Annotated in this window: 18 protein-coding genes; 7 read left to right on the forward strand and 11 right to left on the reverse strand. The window is 38.2% G+C overall.

The annotated features are described in order from the left end of the window. Positions 1–103 precede the first annotated feature (103 nt). Positions 104–1,270, reverse strand: a complete 1,167-nt coding sequence (hemH, locus tag NG743_RS09955) for a ferrochelatase (RefSeq protein WP_027402663.1) — start codon at positions 1,268–1,270, stop codon at positions 104–106. Between the two features lie 93 nt (positions 1,271–1,363). Between hemH and NG743_RS09960 the strand changes: the two genes are divergently transcribed. Continuing rightward, on the forward strand, positions 1,364–1,996 hold the full coding sequence (locus tag NG743_RS09960) for a class I SAM-dependent methyltransferase (RefSeq protein ID WP_257121928.1): 633 nt from the start codon (positions 1,364–1,366) through the stop codon (positions 1,994–1,996). 228 nt (positions 1,997–2,224) lie between these two features. Here the strand turns inward: NG743_RS09960 and plsY are convergent, their stop codons facing one another. Beyond that, complete coding sequence (gene plsY, locus NG743_RS09965; RefSeq protein WP_168465391.1) at positions 2,225–2,905, reverse strand: glycerol-3-phosphate 1-O-acyltransferase PlsY; 681 nt, start codon at positions 2,903–2,905, stop codon at positions 2,225–2,227. 403 nt (positions 2,906–3,308) lie between these two features. After that, positions 3,309–4,427 carry an RNA-guided endonuclease InsQ/TnpB family protein gene (locus NG743_RS09970; RefSeq protein ID WP_257121929.1) on the reverse strand — a complete coding sequence of 373 codons (1,119 nt, stop codon included), beginning with the start codon at positions 4,425–4,427 and terminating at the stop codon, positions 3,309–3,311. A gap of 61 nt (positions 4,428–4,488) precedes the next feature. Between NG743_RS09970 and NG743_RS09975 the strand changes: the two genes are divergently transcribed. Then, the gene (locus NG743_RS09975) at positions 4,489–4,656 is read left to right on the forward strand and encodes a hypothetical protein (RefSeq protein ID WP_168465365.1); all 168 of its coding nucleotides are present in this window, start codon (positions 4,489–4,491) and stop codon (positions 4,654–4,656) included. A gap of 27 nt (positions 4,657–4,683) precedes the next feature. On the opposite strand, the gene NG743_RS09980 is transcribed toward NG743_RS09975, so the two are convergent. From NG743_RS09980 to NG743_RS09990, 3 genes are all read right to left on the reverse strand, one after another. Next, positions 4,684–5,889, reverse strand: a complete 1,206-nt coding sequence (locus tag NG743_RS09980) for a DUF3086 domain-containing protein (RefSeq protein ID WP_257121930.1) — start codon at positions 5,887–5,889, stop codon at positions 4,684–4,686. A 191-nt stretch (positions 5,890–6,080) separates the two neighbouring features. Further along, entirely contained in the window at positions 6,081–6,470 is a 390-nt protein-coding gene (locus NG743_RS09985) for a DUF3119 family protein (protein ID WP_257121931.1), read from the reverse strand. Between the two features lie 150 nt (positions 6,471–6,620). Next, the gene (locus NG743_RS09990) at positions 6,621–7,406 is read right to left on the reverse strand and encodes an MlaE family lipid ABC transporter permease subunit (protein ID WP_027402668.1); all 786 of its coding nucleotides are present in this window, start codon (positions 7,404–7,406) and stop codon (positions 6,621–6,623) included. A gap of 333 nt (positions 7,407–7,739) precedes the next feature. Here NG743_RS09990 and NG743_RS09995 point away from each other — a divergent pair, with 333 nt between their 5' ends. From NG743_RS09995 to NG743_RS10010, 4 genes are all read left to right on the forward strand, one after another. Next, positions 7,740–8,036, forward strand: a complete 297-nt coding sequence (locus NG743_RS09995) for a hypothetical protein (RefSeq protein WP_257121932.1) — start codon at positions 7,740–7,742, stop codon at positions 8,034–8,036. A gap of 875 nt (positions 8,037–8,911) precedes the next feature. Next, entirely contained in the window at positions 8,912–9,733 is an 822-nt protein-coding gene (gene sppA / locus NG743_RS10000; RefSeq protein ID WP_257121933.1) for a signal peptide peptidase SppA, read from the forward strand. A gap of 81 nt (positions 9,734–9,814) precedes the next feature. Continuing rightward, positions 9,815–10,228, forward strand: a complete 414-nt coding sequence (gene aroH / locus NG743_RS10005; RefSeq protein WP_027402669.1) for a chorismate mutase — start codon at positions 9,815–9,817, stop codon at positions 10,226–10,228. Between the two features lie 39 nt (positions 10,229–10,267). Beyond that, positions 10,268–10,555 carry a hypothetical protein gene (locus NG743_RS10010; RefSeq protein WP_027402670.1) on the forward strand — a complete coding sequence of 96 codons (288 nt, stop codon included), beginning with the start codon at positions 10,268–10,270 and terminating at the stop codon, positions 10,553–10,555. Positions 10,556–11,024: 469 nt separating this feature from the next. Here NG743_RS10010 and NG743_RS10015 read toward each other — a convergent pair whose 3' ends face one another. After that, positions 11,025–13,010, reverse strand: coding sequence for an ABC1 kinase family protein (locus NG743_RS10015; protein ID WP_027402671.1), 1,986 nt, complete (start codon positions 13,008–13,010; stop codon positions 11,025–11,027). 483 nt (positions 13,011–13,493) lie between these two features. Here NG743_RS10015 and NG743_RS10020 point away from each other — a divergent pair, with 483 nt between their 5' ends. After that, entirely contained in the window at positions 13,494–14,471 is a 978-nt protein-coding gene (locus NG743_RS10020) for an SDR family NAD(P)-dependent oxidoreductase (RefSeq protein ID WP_193965050.1), read from the forward strand. A gap of 1,596 nt (positions 14,472–16,067) precedes the next feature. Here the strand turns inward: NG743_RS10020 and NG743_RS10025 are convergent. The 4 genes from NG743_RS10025 to NG743_RS10040 form a co-directional block, all read right to left on the reverse strand. Further along, the gene (locus tag NG743_RS10025; RefSeq protein ID WP_193964434.1) at positions 16,068–16,766 is read right to left on the reverse strand and encodes a DevA family ABC transporter ATP-binding protein; all 699 of its coding nucleotides are present in this window, start codon (positions 16,764–16,766) and stop codon (positions 16,068–16,070) included. A gap of 53 nt (positions 16,767–16,819) precedes the next feature. Then, complete coding sequence (gene devC / locus NG743_RS10030) at positions 16,820–17,995, reverse strand: ABC transporter permease DevC (RefSeq protein WP_027402674.1); 1,176 nt, start codon at positions 17,993–17,995, stop codon at positions 16,820–16,822. A 92-nt stretch (positions 17,996–18,087) separates the two neighbouring features. Continuing rightward, on the reverse strand, positions 18,088–19,290 hold the full coding sequence (locus tag NG743_RS10035) for an ABC exporter membrane fusion protein (RefSeq protein WP_027402675.1): 1,203 nt from the start codon (positions 19,288–19,290) through the stop codon (positions 18,088–18,090). Positions 19,291–19,538: 248 nt separating this feature from the next. After that, positions 19,539–19,868, reverse strand: coding sequence for a hypothetical protein (locus NG743_RS10040; protein WP_027402676.1), 330 nt, complete (start codon positions 19,866–19,868; stop codon positions 19,539–19,541). Between the last annotated feature and the right edge of the window lie 969 nt (positions 19,869–20,837).

A 20,837-nucleotide genomic window follows, 5' to 3' on the forward strand; every position in this document is an offset into this window, starting at 1 on the left:
TCTAGCGCCTATAAATCTTTTACCTACGGGCAAGGGGCAGGGGACAGGAAGCAGGGGAAATAATTATTACCCATGACCCATGACCCATTACCAATCACCACAACTAATGTAAAAGTCCGATAACGTGCAGTAAGCCTTTACCAGTGATTAATTCAATAATCAACCCAATAAAACCTAGCATGGCTATCCGACCATTCCAAACTTCTGCGCTGGTAGTGATTCCCCATTCCCACCGTTCTTGGGGATACATTTTCACCCTTTTTTTCATTTGGGTAACTTGAGAGAGTTTGAGATTAGGTTGTTGCAGGACATCAATTATCAGGTCGCATAGAGCTTTGATAAAAACTGGATTGGTGTTGGGGGCAGGAACTCGTCCGAAGTTGTGTATTCCTGCTTGTTCAGCTATTTCTCGATATTCAATGTCAATTTCTTGCAGTGTTTCGATGTGTTCAGAAACAAAACTAATGGGGACAACTACCAAATCTTTCACACCTTTAACACCGAGTTCGTTCAGTGCATCTTCTGTGTAGGGTTGTAGCCATTCTACCGGACCAACACGACTTTGATAGGCGAGGGTGTGGGGATTGGGACGATTGAGAGTTTGCATAATTAAGGTTGTGCATTCCTCAATTTCTACTTGGTAGGGATCTCCTGCTTCCTCTACATAACTTTTAGGTACACCATGTGCGCTGAAGAAGATATGCACGTCATCAGGATGTGAAAACTTATCAAGTTCGCCAAGTATGAGTTCTGCCATTGCTTGTAGATAACCTGGTTCTTTGTACCAAGAGGCAATGACTGTATATTCAAGACTTTGGAGTTTGGGGTTTTCTTTCCATAGTTGTTCTAATAACCGGAAACTAGAACCGCTGGTGCTGATGGAAAATTGGGGATAAAGTGGGAGAATTACTAACTTATCAATGTTATCTTGGGTAAGTTGGGCGATCGCTTCCTCGGTATAAGGATGCCAATAACGCATTCCCACATAGATATTAGCCTCTTGTCCTAATTCACCTAACTTCGCCTTGATAGCTTCTCCTTGTTCTTCTGTAATCCTTCGTAAGGGAGAACCACCGCCAATTTGCTTATAATTTTCTTGAGATGTTTTTTCTCGGCGTGTAGCAATAAACCAGGCCAGAGGTTTTTGCATCCAGCGAAACGGTAAACGGATAATTTCGGGATCTGAAAACAGATTATATAAGAAAGGTCTGACATCTTCTGGTTTATCAGGACCACCAAGATTAAGTAATAATACCCCTATACGACCCATAGCAGTTACTTTCCCCCAATCCTTACAGATTTTTCACTAATGTTAACAATATATCTTTATTAAATATAAAGCTTTATCGGCAGGAAAAATACAATGGCAACAATTTTTAGAGATTTAAGTTATAGATACCAATGGCTATATGATGGCATCTCTCGGTTAGCGGCTGTAACTGTGGGTGGTGAACCCCGGTTTCGTCAACTGGCTTTACAAAATTTAAACCTACAATCAGATACTCAGATTTTAGATTTATGTTGTGGTAGTGGTCAAGTAACCAGATTTCTAGTAAATTTTTCGGAAAATGTCACCGGTTTGGATGCTTCTCCATTGTCTATAAAACGATGCCAGAAAAATGTGCCAAATGCCACTTATATAAAAGCATTTGCTGAGGATATGCCTTTTGCAGATAATTTGTTTGATGTGGTACATACTAGCGCAGCTTTACACGAAATGCAGCCAGAACAACTCCGAAAAATCATTCAAGAGGTTTATCGGGTATTAAAGCCGGGAGGAGTTTTCACTTTGGTGGATTTTCACCCTCCTACAAATCCGATATTTTGGCCGGGGTTGGCGATATTTTTCTGGTTGTTTGAAACCCAGACGGCTTGGGAATTGTTGAAAACAGATTTACCTAGTTTGTTACGTGATTATGGTTTTGATGTGGCTAAACCTAGTTTATATGCTGGTGGAAGTTTGCAGGTAATTCAGGCAAGAAAAGTTGTTGAATAGGAGTAGGGGCGCAAGTCCTGCGCCCAGTCAGTCCATACGCCCAGTCAGAGACTGGGAATGAATTCTAGAAGGCTCTGCCATCAATGATATTAGAGGCAGAGCCTCATCAACTGCATTCCTAGTCAGAGACTAGGAACGAGGTGTGGGAGGGATTTAAGCTTAAGTTGACACCATTAGGTAGGGGCAAACCCCCTGTGGTTGCCCCAAATAACGAACCAGCAAAAAGTTCTAAGTAATTTGTTCTGTTTGTGTTTCTACCTTTTGACCAATTTTTGGTTCTGTACCCGCAATTAATCGCTCAATATTACTGCGGTGACGGATAATTACATATAAACCGCCAGTCAAACCAAGAAGAATGTAGGCTAAAGGTTGGTGGAAAATTACCATTAAAATAGAAACTGCGATCGCTCCACAAATGGAACTTAAAGATACAATTCTAGAAATGGCAATGACTACTGCAAATACTCCTAATGTTGATAATCCAATTTGCCAATTTATAGCTAGTAAAATTCCCACACCACTAGCTACAGATTTACCACCAGTGAAGCCGAGAAAGATTGATTTACTATGTCCTAAAAGGGCGGCTAAACCAGCTAATGTGACTAAATAAGGTTGCCAAATTCCGGGATTTACAGTTGGTGGAATTAAGTTTTGACTATAAGCAATGTTAAATAAGGCATAACCTAAATTTATGGCTAATACTCCTTTTAAAGCATCAATTAATAACACAAATCCCCCTGGGACTTTACCCAAAGTTCTCAAAACATTAGTTGCACCTGTTGAACCAGAACCAACTTCCCGAATATCAATTCCTTTTAATAGCTTACCTGCTAGATATCCAGTGGGGAAAGAACCAAATAGGTAAGCTAATAAAACCACCACTCCACACAAACTTAACCAAAGAAACATAAATTTTGTCAGTTGTCAGTTGTCAGTTGTCAGTTGTCAGTTGTCAGTTGTCAGTTGTTAGTTGTTAGTTGTCAGTTGTTTTACCAATGACCAATCACCAATGACCAATCACCAATGACCAATCACCAATCACCAATGACCAATGACCAATGACCAATCACCAATGACCAATCACCAATGACCAATCACCAATGACCAATGACTAATTAAAAATCATCGTTAAAATCCGTTCTATAAAACTTACCCAAAATTACCAAAGTCTAGACACATCTGGACAGCGATAATCTTAGTGTTTATTTCCTGCTTCATCGTGGTCTTAGAATGACTTCTAAGAGGTTTTTCCACTCGACAGACAATCTCGGTAGAACTTACCGTTTCTGACCGTAGTTCCTAAAAAGAACCGCTACGCTACAGGGATAAAAATATCCACAAACCATCGGTCAATATTCTTAGCTGCGTTGAGGTCACGATCCTCTCTATGTCCACAATTAGGACAAACATAAACGCGGCTTTTTAATGGCATTTTATGACGATGATTACCGCAGTTAGAGCATATTTGCGAACTAGGAAAGAATCTATCTACAAGGATTAATTCACTGCCAAACTTCTCAGTTTTGTACTCTAATTGCCTTTTAAATTCATACATCCCACAATCTGCAATTGCACCTGCTAATTTGTGGTTCTTCAAAAATGCCTTAACGTGCAAATCTTCTATCTTAATTATGCTGTGGTTTTTAGCTAGATAGTAGGTTAATTTGTGAATAGAATCCTTGCGAATATTAGAAACTTTGGCGTGTAATTTAGCTAATTTTCTCACAGCTTTTTTACGGTTATTAGAGCCTTTAATTTTCCTGCTCACACTACGCTGTAAACGTTTCATGCGTTTACTCATCCGGCGGTAGGCTTTGGGGTTTTTGAATACTTCACCATTACTGCAAACTGCTAATTCTTTGATACCAATGTCAACGCCAATGGTCGGTCTGTCTGCAAGTATAGGAGGTTTTTCAACTTCGTATTTAACAGAAATAAACCATTTATCAGCCTGTCTAGAAATCACGCAATTATGAGTTACTGTAATCGGTAAAGGTTCTGCTAAACCTACCCAGCCGATTGACGGTAATTTAATTCTTTTACCATCGTTTTTAATTAACGGTTTCGCCTTAGTCCCTGACTCTAAATAAAAAGAATCGTGCTGTCCTTTTTTCTTGAATCGGGGTTGTTTCGATGTTTTGGAAAAACACCTATCCCATGCTTGGCGTAAGTCAGTTAACGCCTTTTGTGGGACATTTTTGTTAACTTCGTAATACCAAGCGTGTTCAGATTTAACCTCGGCGACTAACTTTTTATGCAAGTCAATCGCTGAGGGTAATTTAAGTTTTTCGCCTTCTTTTTGAGCAGCTAAAATATCCTTGATTTGAGCATTTGCCCAGTTATAGGCGTGTCTAGCTACTCCAGATGCTTTACGAAAAGCTGTAACCTGTCCGTTATTTGGAATTAATGCGGTTTTGAATGATAAAAGCATTGATTCGACCTTCAATGTTGTGTTATGATATCTAGTATATCAGATATATTAAGATTTGGCAATGCCTCGGATTAAATTTAAGCCACAAAATCAAGTAGCCTCCGATAAATCACCCTTGCAATTTAAGGTTTTACCTGGAGTCAGGGAAAAAATTAAAACCGTCCCTGATTGGCAGCAACGGTTGAGGGATTTTGTTGATCAACTTCTTGAAGACTTGGACAAACAGTAATATATGGATAGTTATGGGTAGAAATTATCAAGCTGCTTCTACCCGATCTTTCATGGTTTTTGGGTCAGGGGCAAAAGCTAACCAGAGAGGGAATTGTAGTAATGTTAAACTAATTTGTTCCTCAGAATCATCAATGATAATTAAAGGCATTTGATTGGCTTTAACTAATCTCTCGGCTTTTTGGGCTAAAGCTGTCGGTGCTTCAAATAATGCTACTCCTCTGTCGGGTCCAAAATCGGGACGACCGATACCTAAACAATCTTGTAAACCGCGTCGCCATTCACCTAAACGTTCTGGAGTGTTTGCTAAAATTAGGGTTCGCACGCGATAGCTTCCCTCGCCGGAGGCATCGCCATATAATTGATGTAATATCGAAATTGCCGATGAAGCAATTAAAATATTCTGTAAGCGGCTACCCATTGTCCGTAAAGCACCCCGTCCACCAAGGGTAAATAACCAATTTGAGATTTTTTCTGCATGAATTGGTTCAAAGGTGCGGCGTAATTGCCAGGGAGGTCCATAATAATCTGGTTGGTTGCGGTATTGGTCAAGTAAGCGCCGGATTTTTTTAGTGGTATCCTGAAACTGCTGTTGACCAAGTTGTGGCATTTCCGATAGCGATAGCGTGGCGTTAGCCATTTGTTCTTTCACAGGTTTAGCTTCTTTCGGCGCTGGCTTTTCCCGTTCTTGTGCAGGTTTTACCAGTTGCATTTGTTCTGCTGCTGATGCCAAATCCTGTAAACTACCTGTGAGATAGTCTTTAAAACCTTGCACCCGAATTGCTATATCTTGAGATGTCCCTGCAAAGGTTGTCCGCATTTCATTACGAATTCGTTCTTGACGACGTTCGAGTTGTTCGACAGAAATTTGTAAGGCTTGTTTGCGTTGTTCTAACTGTGATAATGACTCTTGGACAACCTGGGAGAGTGCGGTTTGAGTTACACTAATTTGCGTCCGCAGGGTGGCATAAGTAGTTTCCAATTGAGCAATTTCTGCGCTAAGGTCTGATGACTTTTGCTGTAATTGGGCTAATCTTTGTTTTGCTTGTATATATAGTGAATCTTCTGCTTCTAGTTCTGTTGTTTCTGACGTTGCCAATTCACCAGATGCTTTAGTTTCTAATTGTAAATCGGTGGACGGTTTTTCTGGTAGTTCATCTGTAGGGGGTTGCACTTCTATTTGTTCTAACCACTCATTTATGGGTTCTGGAGTTGGAGATTCTTCTGGGTTCATAACAACTATATAAATTTTCCATGATACAAAAAATATCGGCGTTGGTGAATTGGGGTATGAAAGTTGAAAATTCCATCTCTCAAACTCTTACTCTCTGCGCCTGGAGCGTCCCTGCGTGAAATAAAATCATACTTTCACTCAGCAACACAAAAATATCTTTCTTGAAATATCCAATTGACTAGAAACAAAATCTAATCAATGCGTGGACAACGTTCTTCTAGGCAAGATTTTAAGGTTTTGGGGTCAAATAAAATTGGCAAAAAGTGAATACTGTTCACTTCTTTAAAATAGAACAAAATGGGAACCGGATTCCAGAATATTCGCCAATTTTGCCATTCTTGGTAAGGAAAACGCTTAATTAACTTTTCGCCTCTATAAAGATCAAAATCAGTAGGGGTAAATAGAAAGCGCAGTGTTACAGCTTGCAACATCAAAAACAAACCCAAGAGCATTAATATTCCTCCCACCCAATGTTGTACTAATAGGACGGGAATGGCGACCAAGACTAAGACAATAGGAATATTGTAACTTGGCTTGAGTTCTACTGTTGATATGGTGTTAGGTGTGAATGAACTATGCAAAATCTTTTTCTCCTAGTTAAGTGGTCGGACAAAATTGAATTCACTCGTTGAGTGGGTGGGGGGAGTTGGGGGAGTGGGGGGAGTGGGGGGAGTTGGGGGAGTGGGGGGAGTGGGGGGGTGTTTTGATTTGGTAAAATTTTTCCTTTTAAATCACTTTCCTGGCGATAATCCACTACCGGGACCTTGGAACATTACCCAAGATAAAAAGAAGTTGCTAATAAATATAACTAATAGGGCTGTGACAACAGCAGTTGTGGTTGATTGTCCTACACCTTTAGCACCGCCTGTGGTAGTCAAGCCCCAGCTACATCCGATAATGGCGATTAGTACACCAAAGCAACAGGCTTTAATCATGGCGTTACCAATATCCCAAATATCGAGAAAGTCCCGGGCTGAGTCTAGAAATACTGTATCGGAAAGGTTGTAAATATGGGTGGCTATGAGCAGTCCTCCAGACATTCCTGTGATTAAGGATAGCAAAGTTAAGACGGGTAACATGATGAAGCAAGCCAGAAGTCGGGGAATAACTAGATAATCAATGGGATCTGTTTTTAACATTAACAGAGCATCTATTTGTTCTGTAACTTTCATTGTGCCGATTTCTGCTGCGAAAGCTGAACCTACCCGTCCTGCTAAAACTACTGCTGTCAATACGGGGCTAAGTTCTCTGGTTAATGCTACTGCTAATACGCCCCCAACGAGGTTTCCTGCCCCGAAGTTGATGAATTCCCGTGCTACCTGAATTGTGAATACTGCACCCACAAATATGGCTGTTAATAGGGCAATGAAGAAAGAGTCGGGTCCGACTATTGCCAATTGTTCTAGGGTGTTACGACGGTGAATTTTACCTTGAAGGAGGTGAAATATGACTTGTCCACCTAAAAAGGTCGCAGCCAGCAAGCGCTGACTCCATGTTCCTAAACTGGATTTAGCCATTGGTCACTGGTGGTGGGGGATAGAATTAACACTAGACAATATGCAAATTATTAACTTAGTTTACGGCTAGTCTCATAAAATTGAGCGAGTTTTTACAGTGGTTTTACTTCTAGTAAACTGCATACTGAGATGTAAATCCTGATTTTTTCAAGGTTTTACAGGTTTTAAACCTCAAAAATACTCAATGCACTTGGGGTAACTACTACCAGTGCAATTTAATGAAAACTTAAGATTCTTGACGAAATGAATGTTTGGGGGCGATCGCCAGTATTGTAGAAGTTGGCAGATAATTTTTCGGTTATCTCTCAAGTTACCCACTACCTCGGTCTGATTATGACTATATTTAGTAACTTTTTCCGATCTTTAGTCCTTACCACCATTTTTAGTTTTCTTGTCCCTGTCTTCCTTGTTGGTGGTTTGTTCTTGGTTTTATCACTTTTTAGCTATGTCCCTGGTCTACAAGGGATAATTTCGGATGTCTCTATGCAAATTCTGCGTTTTCTCGCTACTTTCGGTAGTGGTAGTTCCCTCAACGGTCTATTTACGATTAGTTTAACTTGCGGCTTTGTTGGGGCGCTCTTTGATATCTATGTTCATTACCGTTATCAAATTCTTCATACTGATTCTTGAATGTTGCAAAAGCGTTTAAGCCAGGTTGATGATTTAAAGAATCCCACAACGAGTAATCTTAATAATTGCGATCCATAGCTGAGTATTTCTATATTTACTAGAAGCTATTGGCTCTGTGCTGGAGATTTCTATTTTTTAAGGTCGTTATTTTCCCAAATTCTCGTGCAGTGCAGTGACACAACACAATAGGGTTGAGATGGGTATATTTGTGGTGAAGGCTAATATTTTTTAATACTTGGCTCTTGTTCCTTAAAAATACCAAATAAAACTACATATAAAATATAAAAATTTCCTTAAGCTTTTTAATAAGAGACTTCCAAATAAAAAAATGTCCCAAAACTGATGCAGAAATTCTCTCTCTGTGTACTCTGTGCCTCTGTGGTTCGTTTCTTAGGATAATTTATTTCTTGGAAGTCTCTAATGATTCGGGTGATATAGCAAGAGTTACCGAGTCAGGGGTTAAAAATAAAATTCTTACCCTTGTCTTTGGGACTTTTCCCAATTGGATTAGAGTTGACACTCCCTGGTCTAAGGGACTTCCAAGAAATAAATTATCCTGATTAACGAACCACAGAGGCGCAGAGGACACAGAGGAATAAGGGTTTGAGAGATTTTTGCGTTAGGTGGTTGAGTATTTTTTTATTTGGAAGTCCCTAAAGACACGGGGATTCTTGGTTCAACGAGACTACATAAGTGCTTGCCCCAAATATCGGGGTAGGCACGGGGCGCTACCCCTACAAATCAAGACTTTTTTCGATTTGGACAAGGTATTGTTTATATAATCAATTTTGCCTACTTGTTTAGAACCCGTTAGGTTCGCGCTGGGCGTTCTATATTAAAGATATTCAGAAGATTAAAAAGTTATTTGATTGCCCATGATTTGGCCATTTAAGCCCAACTTTCGGAAACAAATTGCGCGGATTGAAGTCAGCGGTGCGATCGCTGGTTCAACCCGTAAGCACGTCCTAGAAGCATTGAAAACCGTAGAGGAAGGTAAATTTCCCGCTTTACTGCTACGCATTGATAGTCCTGGGGGTACAGTGGGTGATTCTCAAGAAATCTACAGCGCACTAAAGAGATTAGCCAAAAAAATCAAGATTGTTGCTAGTTTTGGGAATATTTCCGCTTCTGGAGGCGTTTATATTGGTATGGGTGCAGAACATATCATGGCGAATCCAGGCACGATTACGGGCAGTATTGGGGTAATTCTGCGGGGGAATAATTTAGAGGTGCTATTGGGAAAAATTGGTGTTTCCTTTAAGGTCATTAAGTCAGGACCGTACAAAGATATATTAGCTTTTGATCGGGAATTAACAGAACCGGAACAAACTATTCTGCAAGACTTGATTGATTGCAGCTATCAACAATTTGTGGAAACGGTAGCAAAGGCTCGTTCATTAACCGTAGAGAAGGTGAAAAGTTTCGCTGACGGCCGAATTTTTACCGGACAGCAAGCCTTAGAGTTGGGTGTTATAGACCGCTTAGGAACAGAAGAGGATGCACGACGATGGACAGCGGAATTAGTAGGACTTGATCCTGAGAAAACTCTTTGCTATACGCTAGAAGAACAGAAACCATTTTTGAGTCGTGTTCTACCCGGAAGTCGTCAAGCTAAATCGGTTATTGGTGGGGGGATTGATTGGCTAGAATTTGAAGTGTCTACCAGTGGTTTACCCATGTGGTTATATCGTCCATAGAAAGTAGGGAACAGGGAACAGGGAACAGGGAACAGGGAAGAATTATTACAACTGACAACTAACAAAAGGAGGATTTTGGTAGTGAAATGGCAAATGCGAGCAATTCGGGGTGCAACAACTGTTGCGGAAAATAGTGTTGAAGCAATTCGAGATTCAGTGACAGAATTATTAGATGAATTGGAGCAAAGAAATAAACTCCAACCGGACGATATGATTAGTGTGACTTTTTCAGTGACAAAGGATTTGGATGCTATTTTTCCAGCAGCGATCGCCCGCAGTCGTCCTTTGTGGGATAGTGTAGCTATGTTAGATGTCCAACAAATGCACGTTGAAGGAAGTTTACCGCGCTGTATTCGCTTTCTCATTCACGCTAATTTACCAACTTCTACGCCAATTCACCACGTTTATTTACGTCACGCTGCTAAATTGCGTCCCGATTGGAGTTTACCCCAAACGTTACAAACTTCACAGCAGGTAGTGGAGACGAAAGTTTAAAATTAGCTGGTCAATAACATAAGTAAAAGTTAGCGCTAAATGAGCTATTACAGTGGTGATGCGGCTGCTCAACCTGCTACTATTGGTGGGAGTATTTTCACTCATCAGGGTACTGGTGTATGTGTAAAGTTAGATGCTTTTTTGGATATTCTTGCCAAAGGTGAAGAGCCGCTTGTCATTGTCACCAGTGAAGGTTATTTTACGAAAATATATAAGTATGTAACTGCGTATAAGGGTTTTGTGTTTTTCACAGAATCCTTGGATAAATTGGATTTTGGTAGCAATATTGAGGTGATTTACGCTCAGAGTTTAGGAACGAATATTTGATTGTCTAAACTATGATTTGTGTGATTAATTAATGTCTAAACTATGATTTTTCTGATTAATTAATCATCGTCTAAACTATGATTTGTGTGATTAATTAATCATCGTCTAAACTATGATTTTTGTGATTAATTTGATTTTTCTGATTAATTAATTGTCTCAATCAAAAAAACGTCTAAACTATGATTTGTGTGATTAATTTGATTTTTCTGATTAATTAATTGTCTCAATCAAAAAAACGTCTAAACTATGATTTTTGTGATTAATTTGATTTTTCTGATTAATTAATTGTCTCAATCAAAAAAACGTCTAAACTATGATTTGTGTGATTAATTTGATTTTTATGATTAATTAATTGTCTCAATCAAAGAAATGTCTAAACTATGATTTGTGTGATTAATTTGATTTTTCTGATTAATTAATTATCTCAATCATCTAAATCAAAAAAATCACAGTTTAGACAGTTTAGATATTATTCAGATGCTAATAACTCCCGAATGACGCGAGTTACGGCTTTCTGGGTGACGCGAGTGGCAATTTGTTGACTTAAAAGTTGGACTCCTGGATTAACAATGATTTGGGCTAATTGAGGAGCAAATTTTGTGGCATCAAAGCCTTTAGTGTCTTGTAAAATTCCCCCAATGCGTTGAATATATTCTAAGGTTTGTTGTTGTTCAACTGAGGCTGAAGGAATTTGATGAACTGCGGTAATTCCTACCTTTTCTCGAAGTACATAAGTGAAGTTATGCAAGGCATTTTTACTGACAGCATCTATACTATTGAAAAATTCATCAACTAATCTATCACGAATAAATGCACCTCGGTCAGAGGAGAGAAATTCTACTCCTTGATTAACGACTAAGTTCAGATCATATTCTTGGTTGCTGCGGGCATTTTTTAGCAGGTTTTCTAAACGATTCCAGCGGAATTTCCCATCTTTAAACAGTAATTCTTGTAATGATGTTCTTAACTCGTTTGCGGGATCTGTTAACAGCCTTTTAGCAACATAAGGATAGGCTTCACTGAGAACTTTGAAATCGGGATCTATATAGATTGCAATTCCTTCCAAAGTCACAAGCGAACGAATAATTAAGGCGTAATATGGGGGAACACGGAAAGGATATTCATACATTAAAGCCGATAAATCATCGGTGATGCTTTTAATATTCAAATCCGCGACACTTGCACCTTGGGCGTTAGCAAATACTTTGGCAAAAGCAGGAATAATGGGAGTTAGGTCTGTTTCGGGAGTGAGAAATTCTAGCTTTACATAGTCTTTTGCTAAACTATCAAATTCCCGATTAACGACGTGGACAATTGCTTCAATTAAACCATAACGTTGGGCTGGTTTCACTTCGCTCATCATGCCAAAATCGAGATAAGCTAATTTACCATCCATTGTCGCTAATAAGTTACCTGGGTGGGGGTCAGCGTGGAAAAATCCATGTTCTAATAATTGACGCAAAGAACATTGGACTCCAACTTCAATTAAATACCGGGCATTGATTCCTAAAGCGGCGATTTTTTCGGGTTGAGTTAATTTGATGCCGTTAATCCACTCCATCGTTAAAACGCGACGGTTGGTGTATTCCCAGTAAATTTTTGGTACATAAATATCCTTCATGTGACCATATAATTCAAAAAAGCGTTCTGCATTTTCGCCTTCATGAATATAGTCCATTTCTTCAAAAATGCGATCGCCTAACTCATCCAAAATTCCGACTAAATCACTACGTACCCGCTTGAGATTCCGCTGTACCCAAGCAGCCAGTTTCCGCAAAATATACAAATCTATCGTAATTCGTTCCCGTAAATCTGGACGTTGGACTTTAATCGCTACTTCTTCCCCAGTTTTCAATCTGCCTTTATATACTTGTCCCAAGGAAGCCGCCGCAATCGGTTGTAACGAAAATTCTGCGTAAATTTCTGACGGTGTTGCTCCCAATTCTTCCTGAATAAATTGGTAAGCTATTTCATTAGGAAAAGCTGGTAATTGATCTTGGAGTCTAGTTAATTCTTCTAGGTAAATTGGTGGGACTAAATCTGGTCTAGTGGATAAAGCTTGACCAATTTTAATGTAAGCTGGTCCTAGCTTTGTTAATAACTCTCTCAGTTGAACAGCGCGACGACGTTCATTTTTAACCAAAATTCTCCATTGCTTATCCCACCATAACCCGAAGACAAAGGCAAGAATTGGTTTTAAAACCGTCAGAATCCGCCGGACAACTTGCAGGAATCGCCCACTATACTGTGCTGCTATTTCCACAGGATCATACAGCACCGACTCCGGTTCAGATCCTGTCCTCACTTTGTGCCTTGGCTGTTGAGAAGCCTGCGCCGATTTGATTACTACCGTCTGTGTACTTTGTTCTGCTACTACCTCAATCACGGACAATTCGCCTCCGCGACTGTCCTCCTGACTTGTTCGAGAACTAGGGGGAAGTGTCTTAACCATCATGAAGAAGCCACCAGTTAAATCAACGTTGTTAAATATTGTAACAATATCTTGTCTTTTCGGGATATATTCGCAAATTAGAAATTCTTGCTGCTAGTTTTCTTGTTAACGGTCGAGTTTTAGTATATTTAAGTAAAATATAGCACAAATATATACGTTTAATAACGCTTGTGTAAGTTGTGTTAAATGTTTTACCCCTCCCTAACCCTCCCCTTTACAAGGGGAGGGTTAGGGATTTTTAACTGGTTATTGTTGATATCCGAAAGGACAAAATAAATCGGCATCAATAATGTTATTGTTCCAATTATCTGGTTTTCTTAACCAACAGGTAAAATTGCCTATTCCCTTCCCACAACGACAATTTTCAACGCCAACCTACTTAATTTGTTTGATGTCGTTGATTAGCGAATTCATGATTATTGACAAAATTGAGAATATTAATATAATGATTTTATAATAAAAATATAAATTTCCTCATAAAAAATGATTAAACATCTGCAAGGAAAAATAGCATTAGTTACGGGTGCTACTAGAGGAATTGGGAAAGGAATTGCAATTGGATTAGGTGAAGCTGGTGCTACAGTCTATATTACAGGACGCACTCTTGAACCTAATAATGACGGTCTTGGTGGGAGTTTACAAGAAACTGAAACCGCCGTTATAGAAGCTGGTGGGGTCTGTATTCCCGTGCAGGTTGATCATAGTGATGATGAGCAAATTCGCCAACTTTTTGCCCGGATTGAGAGAGAACAAAATGGTCAATTAGATATTTTAGTTAATAATGTCTATGCAGGAGTACAAGCTATTAGAGAAGGCTTTGGTAAAACTTTTTGGGAGTTAGAACCGAGTTTTTGGGATGCTGCGAATCATGTCGGTTTACGAAGTCATTATGTCGCTAGTATTTATGCCGCGAGGATGATGACAAAGCGCAAGGAGGGAATTATTTTTACTATTTCTTCTTGGGGCGGAATGTCTTATATTTTTAGTGTTCCCTATGGTGTGGGCAAAAGTGCTTGTGATAGATTAGCCGCAGATATGGCTAAAGAATTGAAAAAATATCATGTGACTTCTTTGGCTATTTATCCGGGGATTGTCGGTACAGAACAGATTACCAGTTTTGCTAAAGAACAGAGTTCAGAAGATGGTAAATCTCTATCATTTGGTGATAGTTATAATTGGGAAACACCCTTATTCACTGGGAGGGCGATCGCTAGTTTAGCTGCTGATGCTAATATTATCAAATATACAGGTAAAATCCAAATTGTCGCTGAAGTTGCCAAGAGATATGGATTTGTAGATGAAAATGGTAATCGTCCTGCGTCTTTACGTTCTTTGAGGTTTATTTTACCAAGGCAAATACCTTTTTTAAGAAATTATGCTGGGTTAATTCCTGATTTAACAATACCTTGGTTAGTGATTTTATTCTTTAGAGGGTGTTTGAAAAGTTTTGAATGTATAAATTGACCCCTCTCCAAACCTCTCCCCGACGCGGGGAGAGGCTTTGAAAACCCCATTCCCTGGTAGGGAAGGGGGGCAGGGGGGTTAGGTTTTTGGAGATTATGGGTTTCATCTGATACTTTTCAAACAACCTCTTAGGGACTTCCAAGAAATAAATTATCCTGATTAACGAACCACGGAGGCGCAGAGGACACAGAGGAATAAGGGTTTGAGAGATTTTTTCGTTAGGTGGTTCTGCGTCTTTACGTTCTTTGAGGTTTATTTTACCAAGGCAAATACCTTTTTTAAGAAATTATGCCGGGTTAATTCCTGATTTAACAATACCTTGGTTAGTGATTTTATTCTTTAGAGGGTGTTTGAAAAGTTTTGAATGTATAAATTGACCCCTCTCCAAACCTCTCCCCGACGCGGGGAGAGGCTTTGAAAACCCCATTCCCTGGTAGGGAAGGGGGGCAGGGGGGTTAGGTTTTTGGAGATTATGGGTTTCATCTGATACTTTTCAAACAACCTCTTAGGGACTTCCAAGAAATAAATTATCCTGATTAACGAACCACGGAGGCGCAGAGGACACAGAGGAATAAGGGTTTGAGAGATTTTTTCGTTAGGTGGTTCTGCGTCTTTACGTTCTTTGAGGTTTATTTTACCAAGGCAAATACCTTTTTTAAGAAATTATGCCGGGTTAATTCCTGATTTAACAATACCTTGGTTAGTGATTTTATTCTTTAGAGGGTGTTTGAAAAGTTTTGAATGTATAAATTGACCCCTCTCCAAACCTCTCCCCGACGCGGGGAGAGGCTTTGAAAACCCCATTCCCTGGTAGGGAAGGGGGGCAGGGGGGTTAGGTTTTTGGAGATTATGGGTTTCATCTGATACTTTTCAAACAACCTCTTAGGGACTTCCAAGAAATAAATTATCCTGATTAACGAACCACGGAGGCGCAGAGGACACAGAGGAATAAGGGTTTGAGAGATTTTTTCGTTAGGTGGTTCTGCGTCTTTACGTTCTTTGAGGTTTATTTTACCAAGGCAAATACCTTTTTTAAGAAATTATGCCGGGTTAATTCCTGATTTAACAATACCTTGGTTAGTGATTTTATTCTTTAGAGGGTGTTTGAAAAGTTTTGAATGTATAAATTGACCCCTCTCCAAACCTCTCCCCGACGCGGGGAGAGGCTTTGAAAACCCCATTCCCTGGTAGGGAAGGGGGGCAGGGGGGTTAGGTTTTTGGAGATTATGGGTTTCATCTGATACTTTTCAAACAACCTCTTAGGGACTTCCAAGAAATAAATTATCCTGATTAACGAACCACGGAGGCGCAGAGGACACAGAGGAATAAGGGTTTGAGAGATTTTTTCGTTAGGTGGTTTATCGGTTGTCAAGAGATTGCTTCCTTTCACTCGCAATGACAACTCATGCAGCACAGGTTTATTAGAGACTTCCAATCAAAAAAATATCCCAAAATTTCTTGTGGTGCGGGACGAATTGGACGAATTGCCCGCTAATCATCAAGGACGGGCAAGGATGCCCATCCCACAAAATTGGATCATTTTTTTTGTGGAGTTCTCTTAGTAAATTTGGTTAAGTACAAATCTAGGAGATCACCCTAAACTTCATCTTGAATTAAATAACCGTCCTCCATGTTGATAATTCTATCAGCAATATCTAAAATGCGGTTATCATGGGTAACAATTAAAATTGAGCAATCTTGTTCTTTTGCTAATTGCTGCATTAAATTAACCACATCTCGTCCTGATTTACTATCTAAAGCAGCCGTAGGTTCATCGGCTAATACTAACTTAGGATGACTCACTAAAGCGCGAGCGATCGCCACTCGTTGCTTCTGTCCCCCAGAAAGATCAGAGGGATAATAATTAATTCTATCTCCCAATTTCACAGCATTAAGTATTGCTTCAGACTGAATATAAGATTCCCATTGAGAAATATTAGATTGCAATTCTAAAGACATTTGTACATTTTGCATAGCAGTTAAGAAATCTAGTAAATTATGAGCTTGAAAAATATAACCAATTTGCCTACGTATTTGAACTAATTCTTCATTACTAGCATTTAATAATTCTTGTCCACTAAATTTTAAACTTCCCTCTTGAACAGAACGCAAACCACCGATTAATGTTAATAGAGTAGTTTTTCCTGAACCAGAAGGTCCAGTCATAATGACAATTTCTCCAGATTTGATCGTCAAATTAATATCAAATAAGGTTTGAGTTCGTAATTTACTACTACCAAAGTAATGATTAAGATTTGTGATTTGTAAAATATTAGCAGAATGTGAATATCGCATAAGTGGGTGAACGGTAAAAAACTTAAAAACTTTTCAAACATCCTCTTAGGTGGTTAATTAAAAATTTCTGCTGGATCTACCTTACGTAATTTATTAGTAGAAAAGAAACCAGAAGTTAAGCACATAATAATCACAGACGTAAATACTAATAAACCCTTATTTATATCCATCACAATTGGTAATTTAGTTGCATCTTTGGCAATATCATATAGTCCTAGAGAGATAGCAAAACCGGGAATATAACCCAAGACAGCTAAAATTATAGCTTGCTGAAAAACAACATTCAAAAGATATTTATTTCTAAATCCCATGGCCTTGAGTGTAGCAAATTGGACAAAATGGCTTGATATATTACTATAAAGGATTTGATAAACAACAATGACACCAACAACAAAACCCATCGTTACCATCAAATTAAACACAAATCCAATCGGTGTTCTTAATGTCCAATAGTTTTTTTCAAAATCAATAAATTCTTGGCGAGTCATCACTGTGACATCATCAGGTAAATTAGCAGATAAGGTTGCTAAAATTGTTTTTGGGTTAACATGAGGTTGCAGATTAATTGAGCCTATATCTAGTTCATTTGCTCTGCGTTCTGGAAATATTTTCAAAAAAGTAGAAGAACTGACTATTAAATTACCATCCACACCAAAAGAGGGCCCAAGGGTAAATAAACCACTAACTTTAACCTTGTAACCAACTGTTCCTAAATAACTAAATATTTCCATACTGATATGTTTATTTTTCTGGAAATATTCAGCAATTGGTCCAAATTCTGGACGTGCGGCTCGGTCAAAAAATACTTGATCAGGAATTTTGAGTGATTGAAAATCTTGATCTATTTCAGGTAATCTAAATATGGATTTAACCGGATCAAATCCCAGGACATAAATAGGATATTTGCGACCATTGAGAGGATTTTTCAGTTTAGCAAATTGGACATATAAAGGTTCAACTGATTCAATCCCATTAAAACCTAATATCTGATATAAACGACTGCGAGGAAAACTTTGAGTAGAAGTCAAGGATTTATATTGGGAGCTAATTAAAAACAAATCACCTCGAAGATGTTTATGTACTTGAGTCGCACTGGCATAAAGAGCATCTTGAAACCCAATTTGCATAAACATTAAAACAGAAATAAAAGCAATACCCGCTAATGCTACAAAAAAGCGTACTTTTTGCTTTGCTAATTGTAGCCAAGCTAAAGGTATATTTAAAATCATATTTTCTCCTCTTTCCTATCTCATCATAGGATTTCAAAATACCCATTAGTCATCATCCCCATCAAATTAATTAGACAACTTACAGTTCAGGCTTATATCTGAATAAGTGCCTGGACTTGTAAATTAGTTAAATTAGAAACTCGTTGATTATCTGCTAATTTATCAATGCGAATTTTTACATCAACTATTTTATTATCTGTATCTGAACCAGGATTAGTGTTAAAGATATTTTGTCTGCCAACTTGTAAACCAATATCTGTAACTGTCCCTTGTAATTTTCCTGCGAAAGCGTCACCCGTGATAGTTGCTGATTGACCTAAACGAACTTTTTTAATGTCAGTTTCGTAAACTTCTGCAACTACATACATTTGTTGAGTTTGTCCTAGTTCTAATATCCCTTTATTGGCAATTATTTCTCCTGGCCAAGCATTAATTTTTAGGACTTGACCATTAATAGGTGAACGAATATAACTTAAATCTAACTCCGCTTGAGCTTGTTGAACAGATGCGATCGCACTTTTTACATTTGCTTGAGCTAGTTGCACATCTGTAGGACGAATTTCTGCAATACTATTCAGTCTAGCTTCAGACTCACTTAACTGTTTTTGCAAAGTTTCTACAGTCCGTTTCAGGTTAGCATTAGCTTCATTAAGTTGTTCTTGCACAGTATCCCTGCGTAATTTTTTATTATCTGCATCAGAAGCAGAAATAGCACCATCTTCATATAATTTCTGATATCGGTTATTTTCGGTTTCTGAATTTTTTAGTTCAGCTTCTAGACGAGCAATTGTGGCTTTTTGGGTAGAAATTGATCCTCGTAATTCCACTTCTAACCGGGAAATTGCGGCTTTTTGAGCCGAAATATCACCTCTTTTCGCCCCTGCTTCTACTTGCTGAAGATTCGCTTGACTGACTTCTACTTGTCGTTTTGCTTTTTCTAAAGCTGCAAGATTAGGAATATAACTATCAAGAATTGCTACTACTTGTCCTTGACGAATTTTGTCTCCTTTTTTCACCAAAAGTTGATTAACTCTTATCCCTGTCTGAGAATTGGGTGCGGAAAGACGAATTACTTCTCCTTGGGGTTCTAACCGTCCTAAAGCAGCAACAGCAGTAATGGTAGGTGCAGAAATAGGGATAATAGGAGATATTGTAGAAGTTGATTTAGAATGTTTCTGAAAATATGAAAGGCTATAGAGAGATATTAGACTAGTAGCTATAACTCCAGAACTTGCTAACATTATCGGCCACAAACTCACAGGTTTTATTAATGAGTGCTTTTCTTTGTGTACCATGATTTTGTCTTTTAAATTAGGAAATATGACAGTATTTCTGATTCTCAATAAGAACCAGAAAAGTCCCTATCCTTGATAACATCTCTTGACAACCTTATATATGATCCAATATCCAAAAAAATACTATTGATCAAGAATTATTTGCTGAGTTGATTAATTACCAGTTACACAAAATATTTAAATGCTAAAATTTTGATAGGTAATGGGTAATCAGTTACTGACAATTACCAATTACCAATATCAAAAGTTTATTTATTCAGCACAACCTCTTTTTCTTTTTTCTTCCGCATAATTGCCAAGTATTCACTCCGTGTTCCGTCTACTCGATAGTGATCACAAATTTGACAAAGTTTGAGAAGATCCAAACGACTGAATATTTTTTGATGCTCAATAGCGTTGTCATTACGCCACCGCCAAAATGTTGTTCTATCAATTCGACGATTGCTTTCAGGCCATCTTCTCCGTGATAGAAAATCTACTAATTCATCTTCATGAAATGAGTAACCTTTTGGTAATTTGAGGAGGTCTTCTCGTAACTCATTCAGCGGGATGAGTGGATCTAATTCAGATAGTCTCATGCCAGCAATTCCTTGTAGTTTTGTAATTCCAATATTGCAGAAGCCAAATAATGCAATAAAGTTTAATTGACTAATTTAATGCTCAAAGGCCGCTTTAAATTCACGGTCTAAACTTCCCTGATTTAATAATTTAGGTTAAACTTATTTTTTGGGAATTTCAACCTATATGCAACTAATTGTTTCATAAAACCTTATTTGTCGCACTATCTTGGATTGGTAAAAATTGCAAGCATCAAATTATTAACTCCTTATATAGATTAAGAATTACTGATCTTTCATTATCTCAAACTTTAGAATCAATTTGATAGAAAAATATTTTTTTAATTCTTTAGATATATTTGGTGGTGACTAATTTTACAAAATATAAAAAAATCTTTCTGGAGATAGATGCAAAGATTCACTATTTGGCATTAGAAACTAATGAACAATAATTACATATTCAAAATCCTATTCAAATCTTTTACCCCACCCTAACCCTCCCCTTATAAAGGGGAGGGAACTGGATTTTTATTGTTTCCCTTCTTATAAAGGCTACGGTGTACGCACAAGTTATCGAATCACCATTATTCCTCAAATTACCCCACCCTAACCCTCCCCTTATAAAGGGGAGGGAACTAATTTTTCCGATTTCCCCCCTTTATAAGGGGGGATTAAGGGGGGTAACAATGTGATGAAAATTATGGGATACCACCTTTAAAATATCCTCTCAGGGAAAAATAAAATCTTTAATAAATTAAAACTAAGGATATGCAATCTATGTGCAACTTTGGTCAAAATGGCTAAAACTTAGATAATAATTTATGTATTGGATAAGTAAACACATTTTGCAGATAACTCTATCAATTTTACATTTGCAAGACTTTTATGAAGTTGCACATAAATTGCTTATGAGTTGCAATAGAGTTGTCACCAAACTCAGATTAATTTGGGCGAAAATTAATTTATAGACTACAGGATTAATTAGAGGAT

It is taken from the genome of Dolichospermum heterosporum TAC447, from assembly GCF_024584745.1.
Lineage (GTDB): Bacteria > Cyanobacteriota > Cyanobacteriia > Cyanobacteriales > Nostocaceae > Dolichospermum > Dolichospermum heterosporum.